Origin of the sequence: Streptomyces sp. NPDC004266 (genome assembly GCF_042874095.1) — a bacterium.
Lineage (GTDB): Bacteria > Actinomycetota > Actinomycetes > Streptomycetales > Streptomycetaceae > Streptomyces.
Window position 1 is genome coordinate 95,975 of sequence record NZ_JBIAMM010000009.1, and the last position, 20,135, is coordinate 116,109.

Sequence of the window (20,135 nt, forward strand, 5' to 3'; positions counted from 1 at the left end):
CGATCCGCCCCGCAGGGCCCTCTGCACGGCCCGTGCGCGTCGCCGCCGTGATCCCGTCCGCCGCGCGCGCCGTCACCGGCCGCTATCCCAGCGCGCTGAGCGCCGGGACGAAGGCCACCAGCACGGGGACCACGGGCACCAGGGACGCGGCCGCCGTCAGTCGGAGCCGGCGCCCCGCGGTGAGCCGGGGAGCCGCGGTGAGCAGCCGGTTCACCCGCTGGGGCAGATCGGCGTCGTGCGCCGGGCCGGGGCCGAAGACGCCCCGGTCCTCGTTGAGTTCGACCAGCGCGAGCGCGATCGTCAGCCGCCCGAAGCGGCGCGAGGCCACGTCGTCGGCGGCCAGCTCCACCAGGCGGTGCATCTCCTCGCGGAAGGCCGCGAAGACCGGGATCCCCGGGAACCCGGCGGCCAGCGCCGCCGAGGAGTGCAGCAGCCAGTCGTGCCGCGCCCGGGCATGGCCCTGCTCGTGCGCCAGGACCGCGTCCAGCTGACGTCCCTTCAACCGCCGCAGCGCCGCCGTCGTGATGACCAGCCGGGGCGTGGAGCCGGCCATCCACCAGGCGTCCGCCCGCTCGCCCTCCAGGACGACGAGCCGCTCGCTGCCCGGCCGCTCCCCGGGCAGCAGGGGCGCGCGGACGAGCAGATCGCAGCGGCGCCGTCGGCGCCGGGCGCGGGCCCGGCCGATCTCCCGGCCCAGCATCGCCCCCGACCAGAGCCCGCCGGCCGCCAGCACCACGGCGAGCACCGCCGACCAGGGCCCCGACGTGCCGAGTTCGTACGCGTCGACCACCGCGCTCGGCGCGCCCGCGAAGACCTGTCCCCGTACGGCCTTCCACGTGGCGGACGCGCTGAACGTCATGGAGAGCGCGAAGCTGACCAGCACCGCGGCCACCACGCACTGCCACACCCACAGGGCCACCACGGGTTCTCGCTCCACCCAGTCGGCTCGGGACAGCAGCCGGGGGGCCGCGACGGCGGTCAGGACGCCGAGCAGGAACAGCGCGAGGGAGACCCACATGGGCGTCACCCTATGAGCGCGGTACTCGCCGGGGGTACGGGGAAGGGCGGCAAGTGACGTACGCCACGGTTTGGTTGGCCGGAAGCGGCTGTCGCCGGGCCGGATCCCGTGAGGCCCGGGGGAGCGTCACAGGGTCACCAGCATCGCCAGCATCGCGAGCGCCATCGAGAGCCGGCAGGCGTGTGTCAGCTCCGGCCGGGACGCCCAGGCGCGCCCCCCGCCGCCGGTGGTCGCCCAGGCCGCGCCCGCACCGCTCCCGGAAGTCGTCCAGGCCGCGCCCGCACCGCTCCCGGCGGCCGCCGTCACCGGCACGAGCCGGGCCCCCGAGCGGAGCACGTACGCCACGTAGTAGAGGAGGAGCCCGCCCGTGAGCACGGGTATGCCGCCCGCCGCCCCCGCCGCGTGCCCCGCGTGCGCCCCCGCCGCGCCGGGCGCCGCCATCGCCACCGCCATGTAGACCATGGCGAGCGAGCCCACCAGATGGTGCAGATGGTGGCCGCCGTGCCGGACCGCCAGCAGGCCGTGCAGCGTCGCCGCGCCGAACACCGCCGCGTACACCGTCCAGCCCCACTCCGGCGGGGTCAGGGCCGCGGCCGGCAGCGCCATGGCCGCCATCCCGAACCCCATCACCGCCTCGCCGACCGCGGCCCGCCGCTCCTCGCCGTCGCAGACGCGCGTCCGCAGCAGGCAGTACACGCCCGTCGCCGCGCACAGCGCGACCAGCAACCACCCGGACAGAGCCGGTCCGTGCACGGCACACCTCCCCCTCGCCGCCGTCCCCTCCAGGGAGGAATGCCCGCCTCCCGGACGCCGCACGCGGGCGCACGGGCGCGCACAGGTGTACGAGGGGAGCGAAAGAGGCGCGCGTTAGGCTCGGGACGATCGCGCACGCCGATCGTCAGCGCCCGAGGGGAGCCCCGTTACATGGACACCGCCACGTCCCAGGAGACCGGCCGGATCAGCTACCGCGAAGCGGTCCTCGACGACGTCCCGGCACTCGTCCCGCTCGTGGAGTCGGCCTACCGGGGCGACGCCAGCCGGGGCGGCTGGACGACGGAGGCGGACATCCTCCAGGGGCAGCGCACCGACCCCGAGGGCGTGACCGCGGTCATCACCGCCCCCGGCAGCCGGCTCCTGGTCGTCGAGCGGGACGGCGAGCTGGTCGCCTGCTGCCAGCTGGAGCACCGGGGCGAGGCCGCCTACTTCGGCATGTTCGCCGTCCGCCCGGAGCTGCAGGGCGCGGGTCTGGGCAAGCGGATCATCGCGGAGGCCGAGCGCCGGGTGCGCGAGCTGTGGGGCGTGCGGGAGATGCACATGACGGTGATCTCCGTCCGTGAGGAGCTGATCGCCTGGTACGAGCGGCGCGGCTACCGGCGCACGGGCCGGATGACCCCCTTCCCCTACGGCGACGAGCGCTTCGGGCTGCCCCAGCGGGACGACCTGGAGTTCGAGCTGCTGATCAAGCCGCTGAACTGATCCGTCCGGCGGAAGGGCGGCTTCGACCCTGACGGACAGGAAAAACTTCTGCCGTCAGGGGGGTCGCACAGGATAATTTCTCTTACCTCCCCTTGTGGGAACGAAGCGTCAATGGTTACGTTGTCTTGACGCAAGGTTCTCCTGTGGAGGAAGAGGCATGACGGAAATTCTTGTGCAGGACGTGACCGGTGGGGGGATATCCACCGAAGCCCGTGTGATCGACCACCCGGCCTGGGCCGAGCTCAAGAATGCCGTGGAGGAGATCCGTCCCTGGCAGTCCGCGGACGGCTCCATCGACTTCGAGGCCGAGGGCGCCCCCGCCCGCGCGCTCGTCGAGCTGACCGTGGACCGCCTGGTCGCGGCCGTCGAGCAGCTCTCCCCGCTCGTCCCGCACGACGGCGCCTACCACCGCGCCCTCGTCGCGGACCTGCGCAAGTGGGTCGAGAGCGGCTTCACCGTCCCGGACTTCCTGGACTCCCTCATGGAGTTCCACCCGGCCGCCGACCGCGCCGACGGGCTCCAGCACCTCGTGCTCTTCCCGATGTACACGCAGAACGGCAACCTGGACCGCAACTTCGAGGCCGTCGTGCTCCGCATGGTCTGGCCGGAGTGGCTCTCCGAGCTGGAGCGCACCCGCTACGACAACCCGGGCTTCTGCGGCATCACCTTCGAGGACTTCACCGCCGGGTACGACACCAACTCGGCCGTCCTCTTCCCGGAGACCGTCGCCGTCCGCGAGGTCCCGGAGCGCTTCACCTGGGGCGGCATCTTCTGCGACCGTGAGGCCGCGCGCTTCCGCAAGGTCACCGAGGCCGCGGTCGACACCCTCGGCGTGAAGCTGCCCGAGGACATCGCCGTCATGCTCGGCGACCAGAACCGCTGCCAGCAGGCCTTCGCGCTCTGGGACCTGGTCCACGACCGCGCCCACAGCCGCGGCGACCTGCCCTTCGACCCCTTCATGATCAAGCAGCGCCAGCCGTTCTGGATGTACGGCCTGGAGGAGCTCCGCTGCGACCTCACCGCCTTCAAGGAGGCCGTGAAGCTGGAGGCCGAGGGCAACGGGCACGGCCGCGACGTGCAGTACGCCGTCCTCTTCGACCGGATGTTCCGCTTCCCGCTCACCGGCGACCGCACCCGCAACTACGACGGTCTGGGCGGCCAGCTCCTCTTCGCGTACCTCCACAAGAACGACGTGGTGCGCTGGACGGACAACATCCTCACGATCGACTGGGACCGCGCCCCCGAGGTCACCAACCGCCTCTGCTCCGAGATCGAGACCCTCTACCGCGAGGGCATCGACCGCCCGAAGCTGGTCCACTGGTTCAAGGCGTACGAGTTCGTCTCCACCTACCTCGCCCCGCACCCGGGCTCCAAGTGGGCCAAGGGTCCCGACGCCCTCGACCTCTCCCTGCCGCCCCGCAAGCTCGTCGACGACGTGCTTCCGGACGAGTTTCCGCTCAGCATGTTCTTTGAGGCCCTCGCCAAGAAGCTGAAGGGCGTGATCGCCGACACCAAGGGGATCACCGCCGCCGACGTCCCGAGCATCGAGCGGGCCGCCGCGTGAGCGACCTCACCGAGAGCACCGAGGAGGCGTCGCCCATGATCGCCAACGGAAACGGCGGACCGCTCGACGGCGCCGTCATCGCGGTCGCAGGCGCGGCCGGTCCCGCCGGCCGCGCGGCCCTGCTGCGTCTCGCCGAGGCGGGCGCCACGGTCGTCGCCTCCGACGCCGACCCGGCGCGCCTCGCGGAGGCCGTCGACGCCGCCCGCTACGCGCACGGCGGAGCCAAGGTCGTCGGCGACACGGTCGACCTCCTCGACCTGGACGCCACGCGCGACTGGGCGGCGAAGACCGAGAAGGAGTTCGGCCGGATCGACGGCCTGGTCCACCTCGTCGGCGGCTGGCGCGGCGCGCCCTCCTTCGCCGAGACCGACCTGCGGGACTGGGACTTCCTGGAGAAGCTCCTGATCCGCACCGTCCAGCACACCTCGCTCGCCTTCCACGACGGGCTGCTGCGGGCCGGCGGTCGCGGCCGGTACGCCCTGATCAGCCAGTCCGGCGCGTCCAAGCCGGTCGCCAACAACGCCGCGTACAACGCCGGCAAGGCGGCCGCCGAGGCCTGGACCCTCGCCATGGCCGACTCGTTCCGCAAGCTGGGGGGCGACGAGGGCCCGCAGGCGGCGGCTGCCATCCTGGTGATCAAGGCATTGGTGCACGACGCGATGCGCGCCGAACGCCCCAACGCGAAGTTCGCGGGCTTCACCGACGTCAAGGACCTGGCCGACGAGATCGCCGGGCTCTGGGACAAGCCCGCCCAGGAAGTGAATGGACAGCGTCTGTGGCTGACCCCCAAGCCGTGACCGCGGCACTCGGCCCCAGGACCGACGCACGTCGTCACCACGACCCGTCGGTCCGGGGCTTCGCCAGCGACAACTACGCCGGCGCCCACCCCGAGGTCCTCGCGGCCATCGCCCTCGCCAACGGCGGCCACCAGGTCGCCTACGGCGAGGACCAGTACACCGAGCACCTCCAGCGCATCATGCACAGCCACTTCGGCCCCACCGCCGAAGCCTTCCCGGTCTTCAACGGCACCGGGGCGAACGTGACGGCCCTCCAGGCCCTCACCGACCGCTGGGGCGCCGTCGTCTGCGCCGAGACCGCCCACATCAACGTGGACGAGGGCGGCGCGCCGGAGCGGATGGGCGGCCTCAAGCTGCTCACCGTCCCCACCCCGGACGGCAAGCTCACCCCCGAGCTGATCGACCGGCAGGCCTGGGGCTGGGAGGACGAGCACCGGGCGATGCCCCAGGTCGTCTCGATCACCCAGAACACGGAGCTCGGCACCGTCTACACGGTGGAGGAGATCCGCGCGATCGTGGAGCACGCCCACGCCAAGGGCATGAAGGTGCACCTCGACGGGGCCCGGATAGCCAACGCGGCCGCCTCGCTGGACGTGCCGATGCGCGCGTTCACCAACGCGGTCGGCGTGGACGTGATCTCGTACGGCGGCACGAAGAACGGCATGCTCTTCGGCGAGGCCGTCGTCGTGCTCAACCCCGACGCGGTCAGCCACATGAAGCACCTGCGCAAGCTGTCCATGCAGCTCGCCTCGAAGATGCGCTTCGTGTCGGTGCAGCTGGAGGCCCTCCTCTCGAAGGACCTGTGGCTGCGCAACGCCCGCCACGCCAACGCGATGGCCCAGCGCCTCGCCGCCGGTGTGCGCGAGCTCGACGGGGTGGAGATCCTCTACCCGGTGCAGGCCAACGCGGTCTTCGCCCGCCTCCCGCACGAGGTGAGCCGACGCCTGCAGGAACGCTTCCGCTTCTACTTCTGGGACGAGGCGGCCGGCGACGTCCGCTGGATGTGCTCCTTCGACACCCTGGAGGACGACGTGGACGCCTTCCTCCAGGCGCTGAAGGAAGAGCTGGCCCGCTAGCTTCGCCTGTATGAATATACGGCCGGACGGAAAGTCATTGACTCCGTCCGGCCGTCTCCATAGGGTCGTCCCGCATGGAACTCATCCAGCAGAGCCCTGATGTCAACGCGTACCTCGCGGCGGGCGAGGCCGTCGACCATGAGCACCCGCTCGTCAGGGAAGTGTCCGACCGCCTCGCGGACGATCATCCCGACGCATACTCATACGCCGAAGCCGCCTACGCGTACGTCCGCGACGCCATCCCGCACTCCATGGACTCCGGCGACCTCCACGTCACCTGGCGCGCCTCCGACGTCCTGCGGCGGCGCACCGGCATCTGCTACGCCAAGTCCATCGCGTACGCCGCGCTCCTGCGGGCCCGCGGCATCCCCGCGGCCCTCTGCTACCAGCGGCTCACCGAGGACGACGGCTCGGACCCGGTGATCCACGGACTGGTCGCCGTCCTGCTGCCCGGCGAGAGCGCCTGGGCGCGCCAGGACGTACGGGGGAACAAGCCGGGCGTCGACGCCGGGTTCTCGCTGGGGGAGGAGCGGCTGGCCCGGACCGTACGGCCCGAGCTCGGCGAGGCGGACCATCCCGAGCTGTACGTCGAGCCGCACCCGGCCGTCCTGGGCGCCCTGAAGGCCGCCCCGGACCGCCCGCACCTCGACCGGACGCTGCCCGCGGAGCTCTGATCCCCGGGGCGGCGCGGAGAAACGGTTCCGTCAGCCGGCTTCCTTGACCTGGGCCGGCGTCGGAGCCGTACCGCCCAGGTGCGCGGGCACCCACCAGGTGTCGCTCGCGTCCTTCGGGCGCACCGGGTAGGCGCGCTGCGCGGCCTCCAGGAGCTCCTGGACGCGCTCGCGCAGCCGCCGGGTGATCGCGCCCGCGTACTGGTCGGCGGGGGCCTCGACCGGCTCCCCCACGCGGATGGTCACCGGGATGTGGCTCCGCTTGAAGTTCCGCGGCCGGCCCTTCGTCCACAGTCGCTGGGTGCCCCACAGCGCCATCGGGATCAGCGGGACGCCGGCCTCCTGCGCCAGGCGCGCCGCACCCGTCTTGAAGCCCTTCAGCGTGAAGGACTGCGAGATGGTCGCCTCGGGGAAGACGCCGATGATCTCGCCGGCCCGCAGCGACTCCAGGGCGTGCTTGTAGGCGTGCTCGCCCTGGGCGCGGTCCACCGGGATGTGCTTCATGCCCCGCATGAGCGGGCCCGAGATCTTGTGCTTGAAGACCGAGTCCTTCGCCATGAAGCGCACCAGGCGCTTCTGGGGGAGGGCCGCGAGACCGGTGAAGATGAAGTCCAGATAGCTGATGTGGTTGCTCACGAGCACCGCGCCGCCGGTCCGCGGGATGTGCTCCGAACCCTGGGTGTCGATCTTCAGGTCGAGCGCCTTGAACATGGTCAGAGCGGCGCCGATGACCGGTCGATAGACGAGTTCTGCCATCGGAGAGGAACCTCTTCTTCACGTGCCCGGAGCGGGTTCTCCCGGCGAAGTTACGCGGCCGTAGGTTTTCGGCTTTGGGCAGATCGTGCCCCATGTGGGGCCCCGTGACCAGTCCAGACGGCTTCGTACGGGGAGATTCTCGTCACTCGCGGTGGTCGTGGCGGGAATCGATCGGCCCCGTGCGACGCTGCACCGGGGGAACGGGAGAGCGAAGGGAAGTGGGATGACCGAGGTCCTGGGGCCGGAGGCGCTCGGCGCCGCGCTGGGGGAGAGGGCCACCCTCGTCCAGTTCTCGACGGCCTTCTGCCAGCCCTGCCGCGCCACCCGCCGCACCCTCGCCGAGGTCGCCGCCATGGTGCCGGGCGTGGGGCACGTGGAGATCGACGCCGAGGAGCGCCTCGACCTCGTGCGTGAGCTCGGCATCGCCCGCACCCCCACCGTCCTCGTCCTCGACGCCTCCGGACGCGTCGTCCGCAGGGCCGCCGGACAGCCCCGCAGGGCGGACGTCATCGCCGCTCTCGGACAGGCCGTCTGACGCCGTGACACTTCTCCCACATCCCGGTACCCACTTGACTGCACCGTCCACCGATCGTCACCCTGACGGAGTGCCCATAGAACTCCTTCTCTACGGCCGGGCCCACGTGGACCTGGCCCGCAACGCGAGCGCGCGCTGTCCGGGTGTCTGACCACCCCAGGACCCCTCTCATGACGCCCTCGCAGAAGGACAACTCCATGACGGTTACGCCGGACCTCCAGCTCAGCACCGTTCCCACGATCGGCGCACCCCGCCAGGCCTCCCCCGATCTGCTCCGCTCGGTCTTCCGCCGGCACGCGGCCGGCGTCGCGGTCATCACCGCGCACGGCGAACGGCCCGTCGGTTTCACCGCCACCTCGCTCAACTCCGTCGCCGCCGAACCCCCGCTGGTCTCCTTCGGGGTGGGTACGGGCTCCTCCAGCTGGCCCGTGGTCTCCGAGGCCGAGTTCATCGGCGTCCACATACTCGGCGAGCACCAGCAGGAGCTCGCGGCCACCTTCGCGCGCAGTGGCGCCGACCGCTTCGGCGAGGGGACCCGCTGGAGCGTCGGCCCCGAGGGCGTGCCGGTCCTGGACGGCGTCCTCGCCTGGCTGGTCTGCCGGGTGGTGGCCCGCGTGCCCGCCGGGGACCACCGGATCGTCATCGCACAGGCGGTCGCCGGGGACCCGGACGGGGCGGGCCGGCCGCTGCTCTACCACCACGGCCGCTTCAACGCCCTGCGCGACTGAGGGTTCCCGTACGCGCCGCTCTCCGCGCGTTGGCAAGGTCACATGCCTGAGCGCTTGCTCACTGGTAACGGACTGGGTGTACTGGCGAGTAATATTTCGGTCGGGGCGTCCGGCGCCCCGACCGGAAACCCGCCCTTCAGGCGCCTATGCTGCGAGCAACAAGGCAGCCCAGTTATGACGATGCAGTAGGAGAGCCGGCGTGAGCTTGAGGATCGTTGTCTGTGTGAAGTACGTGCCCGACGCCACCGGCGACCGGCACTTCGCCGATGACCTGACGGTGGACCGCGACGACGTCGACGGCCTGCTGTCGGAGCTCGACGAGTACGCGGTCGAGCAGGCGCTCCAGATCTCCGAGGAGGCCGACGACGCCGAGGTCACCGTCCTCACCGTCGGTCCCGAGGACGCCAAGGACGCGCTGCGCAAGGCGCTGTCGATGGGCGCCGACAAGGCCGTCCACGTCGAGGACGACGACCTGCACGGCACCGACGTCATGGGCACCTCGCTGGTGCTCGCCAAGGCGATCGAGAAGATCGGCTACGACGTCGTCATCGCCGGCATGGCCTCCACCGACGGCACCATGGGCGTCCTCCCGGCGATCCTGGCCGAGCGCCTGGGCGTCCCGCAGGTCACCCTGCTCTCCGAGGTCAAGATCGAGGACGGCGTCGTCACCGGCCGCCGCGACGGCGACACCGCCTCCGAGCAGCTCCAGGCCTCGCTGCCCGCCGTCGTCTCCGTGACGGACCAGTCGGGCGAGGCCCGCTACCCCTCCTTCAAGGGCATCATGGCCGCCAAGAAGAAGCCGGTGGAGTCCCTGGACCTCTCCGACCTCGACATCGAGGCCGAGGAGGTCGGCCTGGAGGGTGCCTGGACCGCGGTCGACTCCGCCGCCGAGCGTCCGGCCCGCACCGCCGGCACGATCGTCAAGGACGAGGGCGAGGGCGGCAAGCAGCTGGCCGAGTTCCTCGCGAGCCAGAAGTTCATCTAAGGGCTCGCGCGAGCCGCTGAAGTCCGCCCCTTTTCGTTCGCAGGAGATTGAAGTCCCATGGCTGAGATTCTCGTCTACGTCGACCACGTCGACGGAGCCGTCCGCAAGCCCACCCTGGAGCTGCTGACCCTCGCCCGCCGCCTGGGCGAGCCGGTCGCCGTCGCGCTGGGCAACGGCGCCGCCGACACCGCCGCCGTCCTCGGCGAGCACGGTGCCACCCGCGTCCTGACGGCCGAGGCCGCCGAGTTCGCCGACTACCTCGTCGTCCCGAAGGTCGAGGCCCTGCAGGCCGCGTACGAGGCCGTCTCCCCGGCCGCCGTGCTCGTCCCCTCCTCCGCCGAGGGCAAGGAGATCGCCGCCCGCCTCGCGGTGCGCATCGGCTCCGGCATCATCACCGACGCCGTGGACCTGGAGGCCGGTGACGAGGGCCCGGTCGCCACGCAGTCCGCGTTCGCCGCCTCCTTCACCACCAAGTCCCGCGTCTCCAAGGGCACTCCGGTCATCACGGTCAAGCCGAACTCGGCCCCCGTGGAGGCCGCCCCGGCCGCCGGCGCCGTCGAGGCGCTGGCCGTCTCCTTCTCGGAGAAGGCCACCGGCACCAAGGTCACCTCCCGCACCCCGCGCGAGTCGACCGGCCGTCCGGAGCTGACCGAGGCCGCGATCGTGGTCTCCGGCGGCCGCGGCGTCAACGGCGCCGAGAACTTCGCGATCATCGAGGCGCTCGCCGACTCCCTCGGCGCGGCCGTCGGCGCCTCGCGCGCCGCCGTGGACGCCGGCTGGTACCCGCACTCCAACCAGGTCGGCCAGACCGGCAAGTCGGTCTCGCCGCAGCTGTACATCGCCTCCGGCATCTCCGGCGCGATCCAGCACCGCGCGGGCATGCAGACCTCGAAGACCATCGTCGCCATCAACAAGGACGCCGAGGCCCCGATCTTCGACCTCGTCGACTACGGCGTCGTGGGCGACCTCTTCGACGTCGTCCCGCAGCTCACCGAAGAGGTCAAGACCCGCAAGGGCTGATGACCTGCGGTTCTGTCGGTCCCGGGGGCCGCACGGCGATCTGTCGCCGTGCGGCCCCCGGCCGTTTCGGACAACCATTGACGCAGGTCCCGGCGGCCTACTAACTTCGCTATACGGATTGTTGATTCCGTGCAGCGGAAAACAGGAGGATGCAGGATGGGTCAGCAGGAGAAGGTGTCGACGAGCCTCGCCGGCGCGGTCAGCGAGGGCATCAGCGCCTCCCTCGCAGCGGTGGACGCCGAGCTCGACCGGCGCTACCCGGGAGACCCCGGCACCCGCCAGCCCGTCCACACCGTCTACGTCCCCGGCAACGTCTTCGACGCCGACACCATCCGCTCCTGGGGCGACCAGGCCCTCGCCGCCCTCGACGAGCACGCACCGGACGCCGCCTCCTTCGCCGCCGTCCTCGGCCTCTCCGACGACCTCGCCGAGGACGTCTACGGCCGCGTACGGGCCAAGCTGGAGCGCGAGCCCATCGAGGACCTCCGCGTCGACTTCGAGGACGGCTACGCCGGACAGGGCGGGGCCGCGGAAGACGCAGACGCCGCCCGCGCCGCCCGCCTGATCACCGAGGCGTACGCGAACGGGACGGCCGCCCCGTACATGGGCATCCGGATGAAGTGCATGGAGGCCGCCGTACGCGACCGCGGCATCCGCACCACCGACGTCTTCCTCACCGGTCTCCTGGAGAACGGCGGCCTCCCCGACGGCCTCGTCCTCACCCTCCCCAAGGTCACCTACCCCGAGCAGGTCTCCGCCTTCGTCCGCCTCCTGGAGTCCTTCGAGAAGGCCCACGGCCTCGACGCCGGCCGCCTCGGCTTCGAGATCCAGATCGAGACCAGCCAGTCCATCCTCGCGTCCGACGGCACCGCCGCCGTCGCCCGCATGATCGGCGCCGCCGAGGGCCGCGCCACCGGACTGCACTACGGCACCTTCGACTACAGCGCCTGCCTCGGCGTCTCCGCCGCCTACCAGGCCAGCGACCACCCGGCCGCCGACCACGCCAAGGCGATCATGCAGGTCGCCGCCGCCGGCACCGGCGTCCGCGTCTCCGACGGCTCCACCAACGTCCTCCCCGTCGGCTCCACCGAGCACGTCCACGAGGCCTGGCGCCTGCACTACGGCCTCACCCGCCGCGCCCTCTCCCGCGCCTACTACCAGGGCTGGGACATGCACCCCGGCCACATCCCCACCCGGTACGCCGCCGTCTTCGCCTTCTACCGCGAGGGCTTCGAGACCGCCGCCAAGCGCCTCTCCGCCTACGCCAACCACGCCGGCGGCGACGTCATGGACGAGCCCGCCACCGCCAAGGCGCTCTCCTCCTACCTGCTGCGCGGCCTCCAGTGCGGCGCCCTCGACACCGCCGAGGTCGACGCCCTCACCGGCATGACCCGCGCCGACCTCGAGCGCTTCGCCGCCCCGCGCCGGGGCGACCTGACGGCGACCGCCCAGTAACCGGTCGCCCACAGGGAGTCCACCGCCGCCCCGTACCCTGTACGCGTCCAACGCAGCCACAGGGAACGGGGCATCGGTGTCATCGGGGGAGTACGAGCGGCTCGCGGGCCGCTACAGAACGGTGCGGCAGCTCGGGCGCGGCGGCATGGGCGTCGTCTGGCGCGCGGTCGACGAGGTCCTCGGCCGCGAGGTGGCCGTCAAGGAACTGCGCACCTACAACGACGCGTCGGGCCCCGAGCTGGAGGACCTCCGGCTGAGGATGCAGCGCGAGGCGCGAGCGGCCGCCCGGGTCAGGCACCCCGGGGTCATCGCCGTCCACGACGTGACCGAGCACGAGGGCCGCCCGGTCATCGTCATGGAACTCGTCGACGGGCCCTCCCTCGACGGCGTCCTCGGCGAACGCGGCACCCTCGACCCCCGGGAGGCCGCGCAGATCGGCGCCGCCGTCCTGGAGGCGCTGGCCGCCGCGCACGACGCGGGCGTGCTCCACCGCGACGTGAAGCCCGGCAACGTGCTCCTCGACCGAGGGGGACGGGTCGTCCTCACCGACTTCGGCATCGCCACGATGGACGACCCCGGCGACGGCTCCGCCACCCATCTGACGCGCAGCGGGGAGATCGTCGGCTCGCTCGACTACCTGGCGCCCGAGCGGGCCCAGGGGCAGCAGCCGGGTCCCGCCTCGGACGTCTGGGCGCTCGGCGCCACCCTGTACGCGGCCGTGGAGGGCACCTCGCCGTTCCGCCGCACCTCCACCTGGCAGACCCTGAACGCCATCGTGGTGGAACCCCTTCCGGCCCCCCGCCTGGCCGGCCCCCTCGCCCCGGTCCTGGCCCGGCTCCTCGACAAGGACCCGGCCCGGCGCCCGGACGCCCGGACGGCCGCCCGCCTGCTGACCGAGGTCGCGGAGGGGCGGGACGCGACGGCGCCGGGCGTACCGGCCGGGGCGCCCGGCGCCGCCGGCCCGTGGCCCACGGCCGTCGACGGCCCGGACGCGCCGCCCGTGGCGCCGGGCACGCCGACCACGGGTGCGGACGCGTCGCCTGCGGCCCCGGGCACCTGGCCCGGCGGCCCCGACGCGCAGGCCCCCGGCGCCCCGCATCTGTGGGCGCCCACCCAGCACGACGCCGTACCGCACCGCCCCGAGGGCTTCGGGCCGGCCGTGCCGCCGGCCGCGGGAGCGGCCATGGGCGCGCCCGGACAGGCCGCCCCCGGCGGCCCGGTGCCGATGTCCGGGGCACCGGCGGGACCCGTGGCGTACGGCGCCGGTGCCGCACCGACGAGGCGTTCGGCCGGGCGCGGGCGGGCCGGTCGGAACCGCTCGGGCGCCCTGGTCGCCGCGGCGGTCGCGGGCGTCCTGCTGGTCGGCGGCGGCGTCACCTACGTCCTGGTCGGCCGGGACGGCGGCCCGGAGCAGGCGCAGTCGGCCGGGGGACAGTCGCCGACGAGCCCGGGCGCCGAGCCCGGCCGGGTCCTCGACTCGGGGGCGCCGGGGTCGGGAGCGAGCGCGACCGGGAGCCCGTCCGCGTCCGCGACGCCCTCGGAGGGGGACGCGAAGGGTTCGTCGTCCGCGAGCCCGAGCCGGTCCGCATCCCCCTCCTCGCACTCGTCCTCGACCCCGTCCTCGCACGCGTCCCCGTCCCCGGCGAGGACGACCAAGGCGCCGGTGCCGGGCGGCAGCACCGGCGGAACGTCCGGCGGCGGTTCGACCACGACGGGCGGCGGCGACACGTCCCCGAGCCCCGCGTCCGGCGGCTGCACCTCCATCGGCGGCGGGAAGTACGACTGCCAGGTGTGGCGCACCGAGAAGACGTACCGTCACGACGGCGGCGAGATGGGCGTCCTGAACGCCGGCACGAACTACTTCTACTGCCAGGTCGACCTGGGCCGCCGCGAGACGTACGGCCGGTGGACCAACATCTGGTGGGCCAGGACCGACGACGACAGCGGCAACACCAACGTGTACTTCAGCGTCGTCTACCTCAAGGGCGGGGCCAACGACCAGCCCGTGCCCGGCCTCCCGATCTGCTGAACGGGCCGCCGCCGGTCCCCCCCGTGAGGGGCCCGACGGCGGCCCCGGCCACGGCGGTCCCGGCTCGGCCGTACGCGGCCGGGCCGGGGGTGGGGAGTCCGGCTCGGTCCGTACGAGGCGGGGCCGGGGGGCGTGAAGCCCGGCTCTCGGTCGTGCGGGCCGGGCCTGGCCGGGCGTCAGGACTCGGTCGGTGGGACCTCGCCCGAGCCGCGGGCGATCAGGCGGGTCTCCAGGACCACCGTGGCCGGCGCCTCGTCGGCCCCCTCCAGGCGCCGGAAGAGCCGTTCCGCCGCCGTCCGGCCGAGCGCGGCCGCGTCCTGGGCGATGACCGTGATGCCCAGCAGGTCGGCGAGCTCGATGTCGTCGAAGCCGACGAGGGCGACCGGGCGTTCACGACCGGCGAGGACCCGTACGGCGGTGACCGTCACCCGGTTGTTGCCCGCGAACAGCGCCGTCACCGGCTCCGGCCCGGAGAGCATCGCCCCGGCCGCCTCCGCCACCCGCTCCGGGTCGGTCGGGCCGAGCGACACCCACGTCTCGGCCACGTCGAGGCCCGCGTCCTCCATCGCCGCCCGGTAGCCCCGCAGCCGCTCCTTCGCGGTGTGGATGCCGGGCCGGTCGGCGATGAATCCGATCCGCCGGTGGCCCTGCGCGACGAGGTGCGCCACCCCGGCCCGCGCGCCGCCGAAGTTGTCCGAGAGGACGACGTCCGCGTCGATCCCGCCCGCCGGGCGGTCGACGAAGACGGTGGCGACGCCCGCCCGGATCTCGGGCTCCAGATAACGGTGGTCGCCGCCCGCCGGGATGACGATCAGTCCGTCCACGCGCCGCGCGCACAGCGCGAGCGCCAGCTCCTGCTCGCGCTCCGGGTCCTCGGCGCTGGAGCCGTTGATGAGCAGGGCCCCGTGCGCCCGCGCCACCTCCTCGACCGCCCGGCTGAGCGGCCCGTAGAAGGGGTCGGCGAGGTCCTCCAGGACCAGCCCGACGGTCGCCGTCCTGCCCTTGCGCAGGACGCGCGCGCTGTCGTTGCGGCGGAACCCCAGCGCCTCGATGGCCTCCCGCACCCGGTGCTCGGTGTCCGGGGTGACGCCCGGTTCGCCGTTGACGACCCGGGACACCGTCTTGAGGCCCACGCCCGCCCGGGCGGCGACGTCCTTCATCGTGGGCCGGTTGCCGTAGCGGGGCTCGGGACGGGCGGTGTCGGCCACGGTGCGCGGTTCCTCCGGAGCGTGTCGAGTCGATCTCGGTTCGAGCATAGGCCCTGGACAACGTTGTCATAACTGGGAGACTGTAGGGAATCACTTCCCGTTCCCACCGCCGGCAGGAGGCTTCGCGCGCATGGACACCGACCCCGCCTCGGGCCTCGTCGCCGCCCTCGACATCGGGGGCACCAAGATCGCCGGCGCGCTGGTCGACGGGGAGGGGCGCATCCGCCTCCGCTCCCGGCGGCCCACGCCCGCGCGCGAGGACGGCGAGACGGTCATGGCGGCGGTCGAGGCGGTCCTCGCCGACCTCGCGGCCTCCCCGCTGTGGGGGTCCGCCGGTGCCGTCGGCATCGGCAGCGCGGGCCCGGTCGACGCCTCCCGGGGGACCGTCAGCCCGGTGAACGTGCCCGGCTGGCGCGACTATCCGCTCGTCGAGAGGGTGCGCCGGGCCACGGCCGGGCGGCCGGTCACCCTCGTCGGCGACGGCGTCGCCATGACGGCGGCCGAGCACTGGCTCGGAGCCGCCCGGGGCCACTCCGACGCCCTGTGCCTGGTGGTCTCCACGGGCGTCGGCGGCGGCCTCGTGCTCGGCGGCCGGGTCCACCCCGGCCCCACCGGCAACGCCGGTCACATCGGCCACATCCCGGTGGACCTCGACGGCGAACCCTGCGCGTGCGGCGGACGCGGCTGCGTCGAGCGCCTCGCCGGCGGCCCGCACCTCGCCCGCCGCGCCCTGGAGAACGGCTGGCGGCCGGGGCCCGACGGCGACGTCTCCGCCGCCGCGGTGGCCGCCGCCGCACACGCCGGGGACCCGGTCGCCGTCGCCTCGTTCGAGCGGGCGGCCCAGGCGCTCGCGGCGGGCATCGCCGCCACCGCCGCTCTCGTGGAGATCGACATCGCGGTCGTCGGCGGCGGGGTGGCGGGCGCCGGCGAGGTCCTCTTCGCCCCGCTCCGGCGCAGCCTCCGCGCCTACGCCGCGCTCTCCTTCGTCCGGGACCTGACGGTCGTCCCCGCCGTCACGGGCACGGACGCGGGCCTCCTCGGCGCGGCGGCGGCAGCGGCCCCGGGCCTCGCCGCGGCCGCCCCGGCTCCGTGAAGGTCCCCTGGACCCGGCTCACTCCCGTCCCCCACTCCGTAATTCCGTGAAGGGTTCCTGGACCCGGCTCACTCCCGTGCCCGCTCCGCCGTCCGCTGTTCGACGACCACCAGGAACGCGTCGGACTCCAGGTCCATCACGACCCGGGCCGGCACTCCCTCCTCGCGCCGCGCGCCGGCGAACTCCTCCGCCGGCCAGCTGCCCCGCGGCCCGCCGGCCGGAAACCGTTCGAGAACCGTACGACTCATCTCGGCACCCCCTCGTGCTCGCCGTTCTCAACGAGAGCCGCCCGGAAGTGTCACGCACATGCCGAGACGTGTGTTCGTGGTTTCCGTGGCAGGGTGTTGCGGGCAAGCCACTGGGGGCTATCGAAGAGGGGGAAACGTGATCGTCTGGATCAACGGTACGTTCGGTGCGGGAAAGTCCAGCACCGCGCGCGAGCTGGTCGATCTGATCCCGAACAGCACCTTGTACGACCCCGAGCTCACCGGTGGCGGGCTGCGCCGGCTGCTCCCGGCCAAGCGGCTCGCCGAGGTCGAGGACTACCAGGACCTGCCGATCTGGCGCCGGCTGGTCGTCGACACCGCCGCCGCCCTGCTCGCCGAGGTCGGCGGCGTCCTGGTCGTCCCCATGACCCTGCTGCGCCAGGAGTACCGGGACGAGATCTTCGGCGGGCTCGCCGCCCGCCGCATCGACGTGCGCCATGTGCTGCTCGCCCCGGAGGAAACGATCCTGCGGCAGCGGATAGACAGCCGCGCCGAGTACGGCGACCCCGAGACCGACGCGCGCGTCCGGGAGTGGTGCCACCGGCACCTGCCGTCGTACCGCGCCGCCCTCGACTGGCTCGCAGACGACGCGTACAGGCTCGACACCTCCGCGCTCACCGTGACCGAGACCGCCCGGGCCGTCGCCGACGCGGTCCTGGCCGACCGGATCGCGCCCTGCGGCATCGTCCAGACGCCCGAGCCGACCGGCGAGACCCTCGCCGCCGGCGTCCTGCTCTTCGACGAGCAGGACCGTTTCCTCCTCGTCGACCCCACCTACAAGCCCGGCTGGGAGTTCCCCGGCGGCGTCGTCGAGCCCGGCGAACCCCCGGCCCGGGCCGGCATGCGCGAGGTCGCCGAGGAGATCGGCCTCGAACTCGACGCCGTGCCCCGGCTGCTGCTCGTCGACTGGGAACGCCCCGAGCCCCCCGGCTACGGCGGCCTGCGCCTCCTCTTCGACGGCGGAACGCTCCGCACCGCCGACGCCGGGCGCCTCCACCTCCCCGGCGCCGAGCTCCGCGACTGGCGGTTCGTCACCGAGGAGGAGGCGGCCGAGCTGCTGCCCCCCGTCCGCTACCGCCGCCTCCACTGGGCCCTGCGCGCCCGCGAACGCGGCACGGTCCTCAACCTGGAGGCGGGCGACCCGGTGGGCTGAACCCCCGCTTACGCCTGGGCCGTCGCCGCGGCCGCCGCCAGCCGGTCCGCCGTGTCCGTGGTCACCGGGGCCCCGTGCCCGCAGCACAGCACCGAGGGCGCGAGCTTCGCGAGGGCCCGCATCGAGTCGAGGGCGAGGGCGCGGTCGACGTGGAAGACGCCGAACATCACGTCCGGCACCGAGGCCACCGTGTCGCCCGCGAACAGCACGCCGTGGCGCGGCAGATGGACGGCGATCGAGCCGGGGGTGTGACCCGGGGCGTGCACCACCACGGCGCCGTCGCCGAAGCCCAGCTCCTCGCCGTCCTCGACCTCCCGGTCGACCCGGGTCGGCGGCGCCTCCGGCGCGGTCAGGCCGTGCTCGAAGATCGGGACCTCCCAGTCCAGGAGGTCGGGCTCCGGGACCGGCGCCTCGCCCCGGATCACCGGCGCGTCCAGCCGGTGCGCGAGGATCTCGGCCCCGTGCCGGTCCGCGAGCTCCTGGGCCGAGCCCACGTGGTCCCGGTGGCAGTGGGTCAGCACGATCCGGCGCAGCCGGTCCGGATCCAGGCCGGCCGACCGTATCGCCGCGGCCGTGTCGTCGGCCGTGCCGGCCCAGCCGGCGTCGATCAGGGTCAGTCCCTCCTCGTCCTGCCACAGGTACGCCTGGCCGATCGAGAAGTCGAGGAGGTGCAACCGCGGGGTGATCCGGGTGAGTTCGATGGAAGCCATACGGCGAAACCTACGCATCGGCGCAGGTCCGCCGTGTGCTTCTACGCTCTCGGCGAGCTTCGCCGAGCGCTGAACCGAACCGGTGTCAGCCCTGCTTCGAGCGGGCGTAGTTGACGAGGAAGTGCGCCTCGGCCACCGAGAGCCGCTCCAGCTCCTCCGGCGAGACGGACTCGTTCGGCGCGTGGATCTGCGCCTCCGGCTCGCTCAGACCGATCAGCAGGATCTCCGACTCCGGGTAGAGCGAGGCCAGCGTGTTGCACAGCGGGATCGAGCCGCCCATGCCCGCCGTCTGCATCTCCTCACCGGGGTACGCGACGCGCATCGCCTCGGCCATCGACGCGTACGCCGGGCTGGAGGTGTCCGCCTGGAACGGCTGGCCCTGGCCGACCTGCTCCAGGGACACCCGGGCGTCCCACGGCGTGTGCTTCTCGATGTGCGCGAAGAGCAGCTTCGTCACCTCGGCCGCGTCCTCGCCCGGCGGCACCCGCAGGCTGATCTGCGCGCGCGCCGACTTCGGGACCGACGGGGTCGCGCCGGCCACCGGGTGGGCGTCGATGCCGATGACCGTGACCGCCGGACGCGCCCAGATCCGGTCGGCGACCGTGCCGGAGCCCGGCAGGGACACGCCCGTCAGCACCTTGGCGTCCTGACGGAAGTCCTCCTCCGGGTACTGGAGGCCCTCCCAGACCTGGTCGCCCGCGAGGCCGTCGATGACGGTGGAGCCGTCCGGGCCCCGCAGCGAGTCCAGGACGCGGATCAGCGCGGCCAGCGCGTCCGGCGCGGCGCCGCCGAACTGACCGGAGTGCAGATTGCCCTCCAGGGTGTCGATCGTGACCCGGATCATCGTCATGCCGCGCAGGGTCGCGGTCACCGTCGGCAGGCCCACGCGGAAGTTGCCCGCGTCGCCGATCACGATGGCGTCGGCCGTGAGGAGCTCGGGGTGCTGCTCCGCGTACCGCTCCAGGCCGCCGGTGCCCTGCTCCTCCGAGCCCTCGACGACGACCTTGACCGTCACCGGCACCCCGCCGTTCGCCTTCAGGGCGCGCAGCGCGAGCAGGTGCATGATGAAGCCGCCCTTGCAGTCGGCGGTGCCGCGCCCGTACCAGCGGCCGTCCCGCTCGGTCAGTTCGAACGGCGGGGAGAGCCAGACGGACTCGTCCAGCTTCGGCTGCACGTCGTAGTGGGCGTACAGCAGGACGGTCGGCGCGCCGGCCGGGCCGGGCAGGACGCCGTAGACGGACTGCGAGCCGTCCGGGGTGTCGAGCAGCGCCACGTCCTGGAAGTCCTCGGCGCGCAGGGCGTCCGCGACCCAGTTCGCCGCGGCCTCGCACTCGCTGCGGGGCGCCACGGCCTCGTCCGCCACCGACTCGAAGGCCACCAGCTCGGTGAGCTCGGCCTTGGCCCGGGGCATCAGTGACCGGACGGTCTCGGCGATCGGATTCGAGGTCATGGGCACGCTCCTGATGGGTGCGACGTTACGACGTGAGGACGACGTTCGTCGTATGTCGTGGTACGCCGAACGCAGCGTCGATCCTACGGGCGGCCCTCTGGCTACCGCGCCGTAGGATGCGTCAGGAGCAGACCACCGGTCGGAT

General features: G+C 73.2%; 20 protein-coding genes. 13 read left to right on the plus strand and 7 right to left on the minus strand.

Features of this window, described 5'->3' with window-relative positions:
- Window positions 1-82 precede the first annotated feature (82 nt).
- Together ACFYUZ_RS22310 and ACFYUZ_RS22315 are read right to left on the minus strand one after the other, a co-directional pair.
- Window positions 83-1,018 carry a M56 family metallopeptidase gene (locus ACFYUZ_RS22310; RefSeq protein ID WP_389311827.1) on the minus strand — a complete coding sequence of 312 codons (936 nt, stop codon included), beginning with the start codon at window positions 1,016-1,018 and terminating at the stop codon, window positions 83-85.
- Window positions 1,019-1,144: 126 nt separating this feature from the next.
- Window positions 1,145-1,771 (minus strand): DUF5134 domain-containing protein, encoded by a 627-nt coding sequence (locus ACFYUZ_RS22315; RefSeq protein ID WP_389311829.1) that lies wholly within the window; start codon window positions 1,769-1,771, stop codon window positions 1,145-1,147.
- Between the two features lie 171 nt (window positions 1,772-1,942).
- On the opposite strand from ACFYUZ_RS22315, the gene ACFYUZ_RS22320 reads away from it, so the two are divergent.
- The 5 genes from ACFYUZ_RS22320 to ACFYUZ_RS22340 all read left to right on the plus strand — a co-directional run bounded on the left by ACFYUZ_RS22320 (window position 1,943) and on the right by ACFYUZ_RS22340 (window position 6,605).
- Entirely contained in the window at window positions 1,943-2,494 is a 552-nt protein-coding gene (locus ACFYUZ_RS22320) for a GNAT family N-acetyltransferase (RefSeq protein ID WP_389311831.1), read from the plus strand.
- A gap of 157 nt (window positions 2,495-2,651) precedes the next feature.
- Window positions 2,652-4,058 carry a DUF6421 family protein gene (locus ACFYUZ_RS22325; protein ID WP_389311833.1) on the plus strand — a complete coding sequence of 469 codons (1,407 nt, stop codon included), beginning with the start codon at window positions 2,652-2,654 and terminating at the stop codon, window positions 4,056-4,058.
- Window positions 4,059-4,093: 35 nt separating this feature from the next.
- Entirely contained in the window at window positions 4,094-4,855 is a 762-nt protein-coding gene (locus tag ACFYUZ_RS22330) for an SDR family NAD(P)-dependent oxidoreductase (protein ID WP_389312182.1), read from the plus strand.
- Entirely contained in the window at window positions 4,852-5,931 is a 1,080-nt protein-coding gene (locus tag ACFYUZ_RS22335; protein ID WP_389311835.1) for a threonine aldolase family protein, read from the plus strand. Before ACFYUZ_RS22330 ends, ACFYUZ_RS22335 begins: the two co-directional genes overlap by 4 nt.
- Before the next feature lie 74 nt (window positions 5,932-6,005).
- Window positions 6,006-6,605, plus strand: a complete 600-nt coding sequence (locus ACFYUZ_RS22340; protein WP_389311837.1) for a transglutaminase family protein — start codon at window positions 6,006-6,008, stop codon at window positions 6,603-6,605.
- A 30-nt stretch (window positions 6,606-6,635) separates the two neighbouring features.
- Here the strand turns inward: ACFYUZ_RS22340 and ACFYUZ_RS22345 are convergent, their stop codons facing one another.
- Window positions 6,636-7,358: a lysophospholipid acyltransferase family protein gene (locus ACFYUZ_RS22345; protein WP_389311839.1), complete on the minus strand. Its 723-nt coding sequence runs from the start codon at window positions 7,356-7,358 to the stop codon at window positions 6,636-6,638.
- 223 nt (window positions 7,359-7,581) lie between these two features.
- Between ACFYUZ_RS22345 and ACFYUZ_RS22350 the strand changes: the two genes are divergently transcribed.
- The 6 genes from ACFYUZ_RS22350 (at window position 7,582) to ACFYUZ_RS22375 (ending at window position 14,110) form a co-directional block, all read left to right on the plus strand.
- Complete coding sequence (locus tag ACFYUZ_RS22350; RefSeq protein ID WP_389311841.1) at window positions 7,582-7,893, plus strand: TlpA family protein disulfide reductase; 312 nt, start codon at window positions 7,582-7,584, stop codon at window positions 7,891-7,893.
- 197 nt (window positions 7,894-8,090) lie between these two features.
- On the plus strand, window positions 8,091-8,621 hold the full coding sequence (locus ACFYUZ_RS22355; protein ID WP_389311843.1) for a flavin reductase family protein: 531 nt from the start codon (window positions 8,091-8,093) through the stop codon (window positions 8,619-8,621).
- 199 nt (window positions 8,622-8,820) lie between these two features.
- Window positions 8,821-9,606 carry an electron transfer flavoprotein subunit beta/FixA family protein gene (locus ACFYUZ_RS22360; RefSeq protein ID WP_389311845.1) on the plus strand — a complete coding sequence of 262 codons (786 nt, stop codon included), beginning with the start codon at window positions 8,821-8,823 and terminating at the stop codon, window positions 9,604-9,606.
- Between the two features lie 57 nt (window positions 9,607-9,663).
- A complete protein-coding gene (locus ACFYUZ_RS22365; RefSeq protein ID WP_389311847.1) occupies window positions 9,664-10,626 on the plus strand; it encodes an electron transfer flavoprotein subunit alpha/FixB family protein in 963 nt (320 codons plus the stop codon).
- A gap of 156 nt (window positions 10,627-10,782) precedes the next feature.
- Window positions 10,783-12,081 (plus strand): DUF6986 family protein, encoded by a 1,299-nt coding sequence (locus ACFYUZ_RS22370; RefSeq protein WP_389311849.1) that lies wholly within the window; start codon window positions 10,783-10,785, stop codon window positions 12,079-12,081.
- Window positions 12,082-12,157: 76 nt separating this feature from the next.
- Complete coding sequence (locus ACFYUZ_RS22375) at window positions 12,158-14,110, plus strand: protein kinase (RefSeq protein ID WP_389311851.1); 1,953 nt, start codon at window positions 12,158-12,160, stop codon at window positions 14,108-14,110.
- A 176-nt stretch (window positions 14,111-14,286) separates the two neighbouring features.
- Here the strand turns inward: ACFYUZ_RS22375 and ACFYUZ_RS22380 are convergent, their stop codons facing one another.
- Window positions 14,287-15,318 carry a LacI family DNA-binding transcriptional regulator gene (locus tag ACFYUZ_RS22380; protein ID WP_389311853.1) on the minus strand — a complete coding sequence of 344 codons (1,032 nt, stop codon included), beginning with the start codon at window positions 15,316-15,318 and terminating at the stop codon, window positions 14,287-14,289.
- 130 nt (window positions 15,319-15,448) lie between these two features.
- On the opposite strand from ACFYUZ_RS22380, the gene ACFYUZ_RS22385 reads away from it, so the two are divergent.
- Complete coding sequence (locus tag ACFYUZ_RS22385; RefSeq protein ID WP_389311855.1) at window positions 15,449-16,411, plus strand: ROK family protein; 963 nt, start codon at window positions 15,449-15,451, stop codon at window positions 16,409-16,411.
- A 68-nt stretch (window positions 16,412-16,479) separates the two neighbouring features.
- On the opposite strand, the gene ACFYUZ_RS22390 is transcribed toward ACFYUZ_RS22385, so the two are convergent.
- Window positions 16,480-16,659, minus strand: coding sequence for a hypothetical protein (locus ACFYUZ_RS22390; protein WP_389311857.1), 180 nt, complete (start codon window positions 16,657-16,659; stop codon window positions 16,480-16,482).
- 136 nt (window positions 16,660-16,795) lie between these two features.
- Here ACFYUZ_RS22390 and ACFYUZ_RS22395 point away from each other — a divergent pair, with 136 nt between their 5' ends.
- Window positions 16,796-17,830, plus strand: a complete 1,035-nt coding sequence (locus tag ACFYUZ_RS22395; RefSeq protein WP_389311859.1) for an NUDIX domain-containing protein — start codon at window positions 16,796-16,798, stop codon at window positions 17,828-17,830.
- An 8-nt stretch (window positions 17,831-17,838) separates the two neighbouring features.
- On the opposite strand, the gene ACFYUZ_RS22400 is transcribed toward ACFYUZ_RS22395, so the two are convergent.
- Together ACFYUZ_RS22400 and ACFYUZ_RS22405 are read right to left on the minus strand one after the other, a co-directional pair.
- The gene (locus ACFYUZ_RS22400; protein ID WP_389311861.1) at window positions 17,839-18,540 is read right to left on the minus strand and encodes an MBL fold metallo-hydrolase; all 702 of its coding nucleotides are present in this window, start codon (window positions 18,538-18,540) and stop codon (window positions 17,839-17,841) included.
- An 85-nt stretch (window positions 18,541-18,625) separates the two neighbouring features.
- Window positions 18,626-19,990, minus strand: a complete 1,365-nt coding sequence (locus ACFYUZ_RS22405) for a dipeptidase (RefSeq protein ID WP_389311862.1) — start codon at window positions 19,988-19,990, stop codon at window positions 18,626-18,628.
- Window positions 19,991-20,135 lie beyond the last annotated feature (145 nt).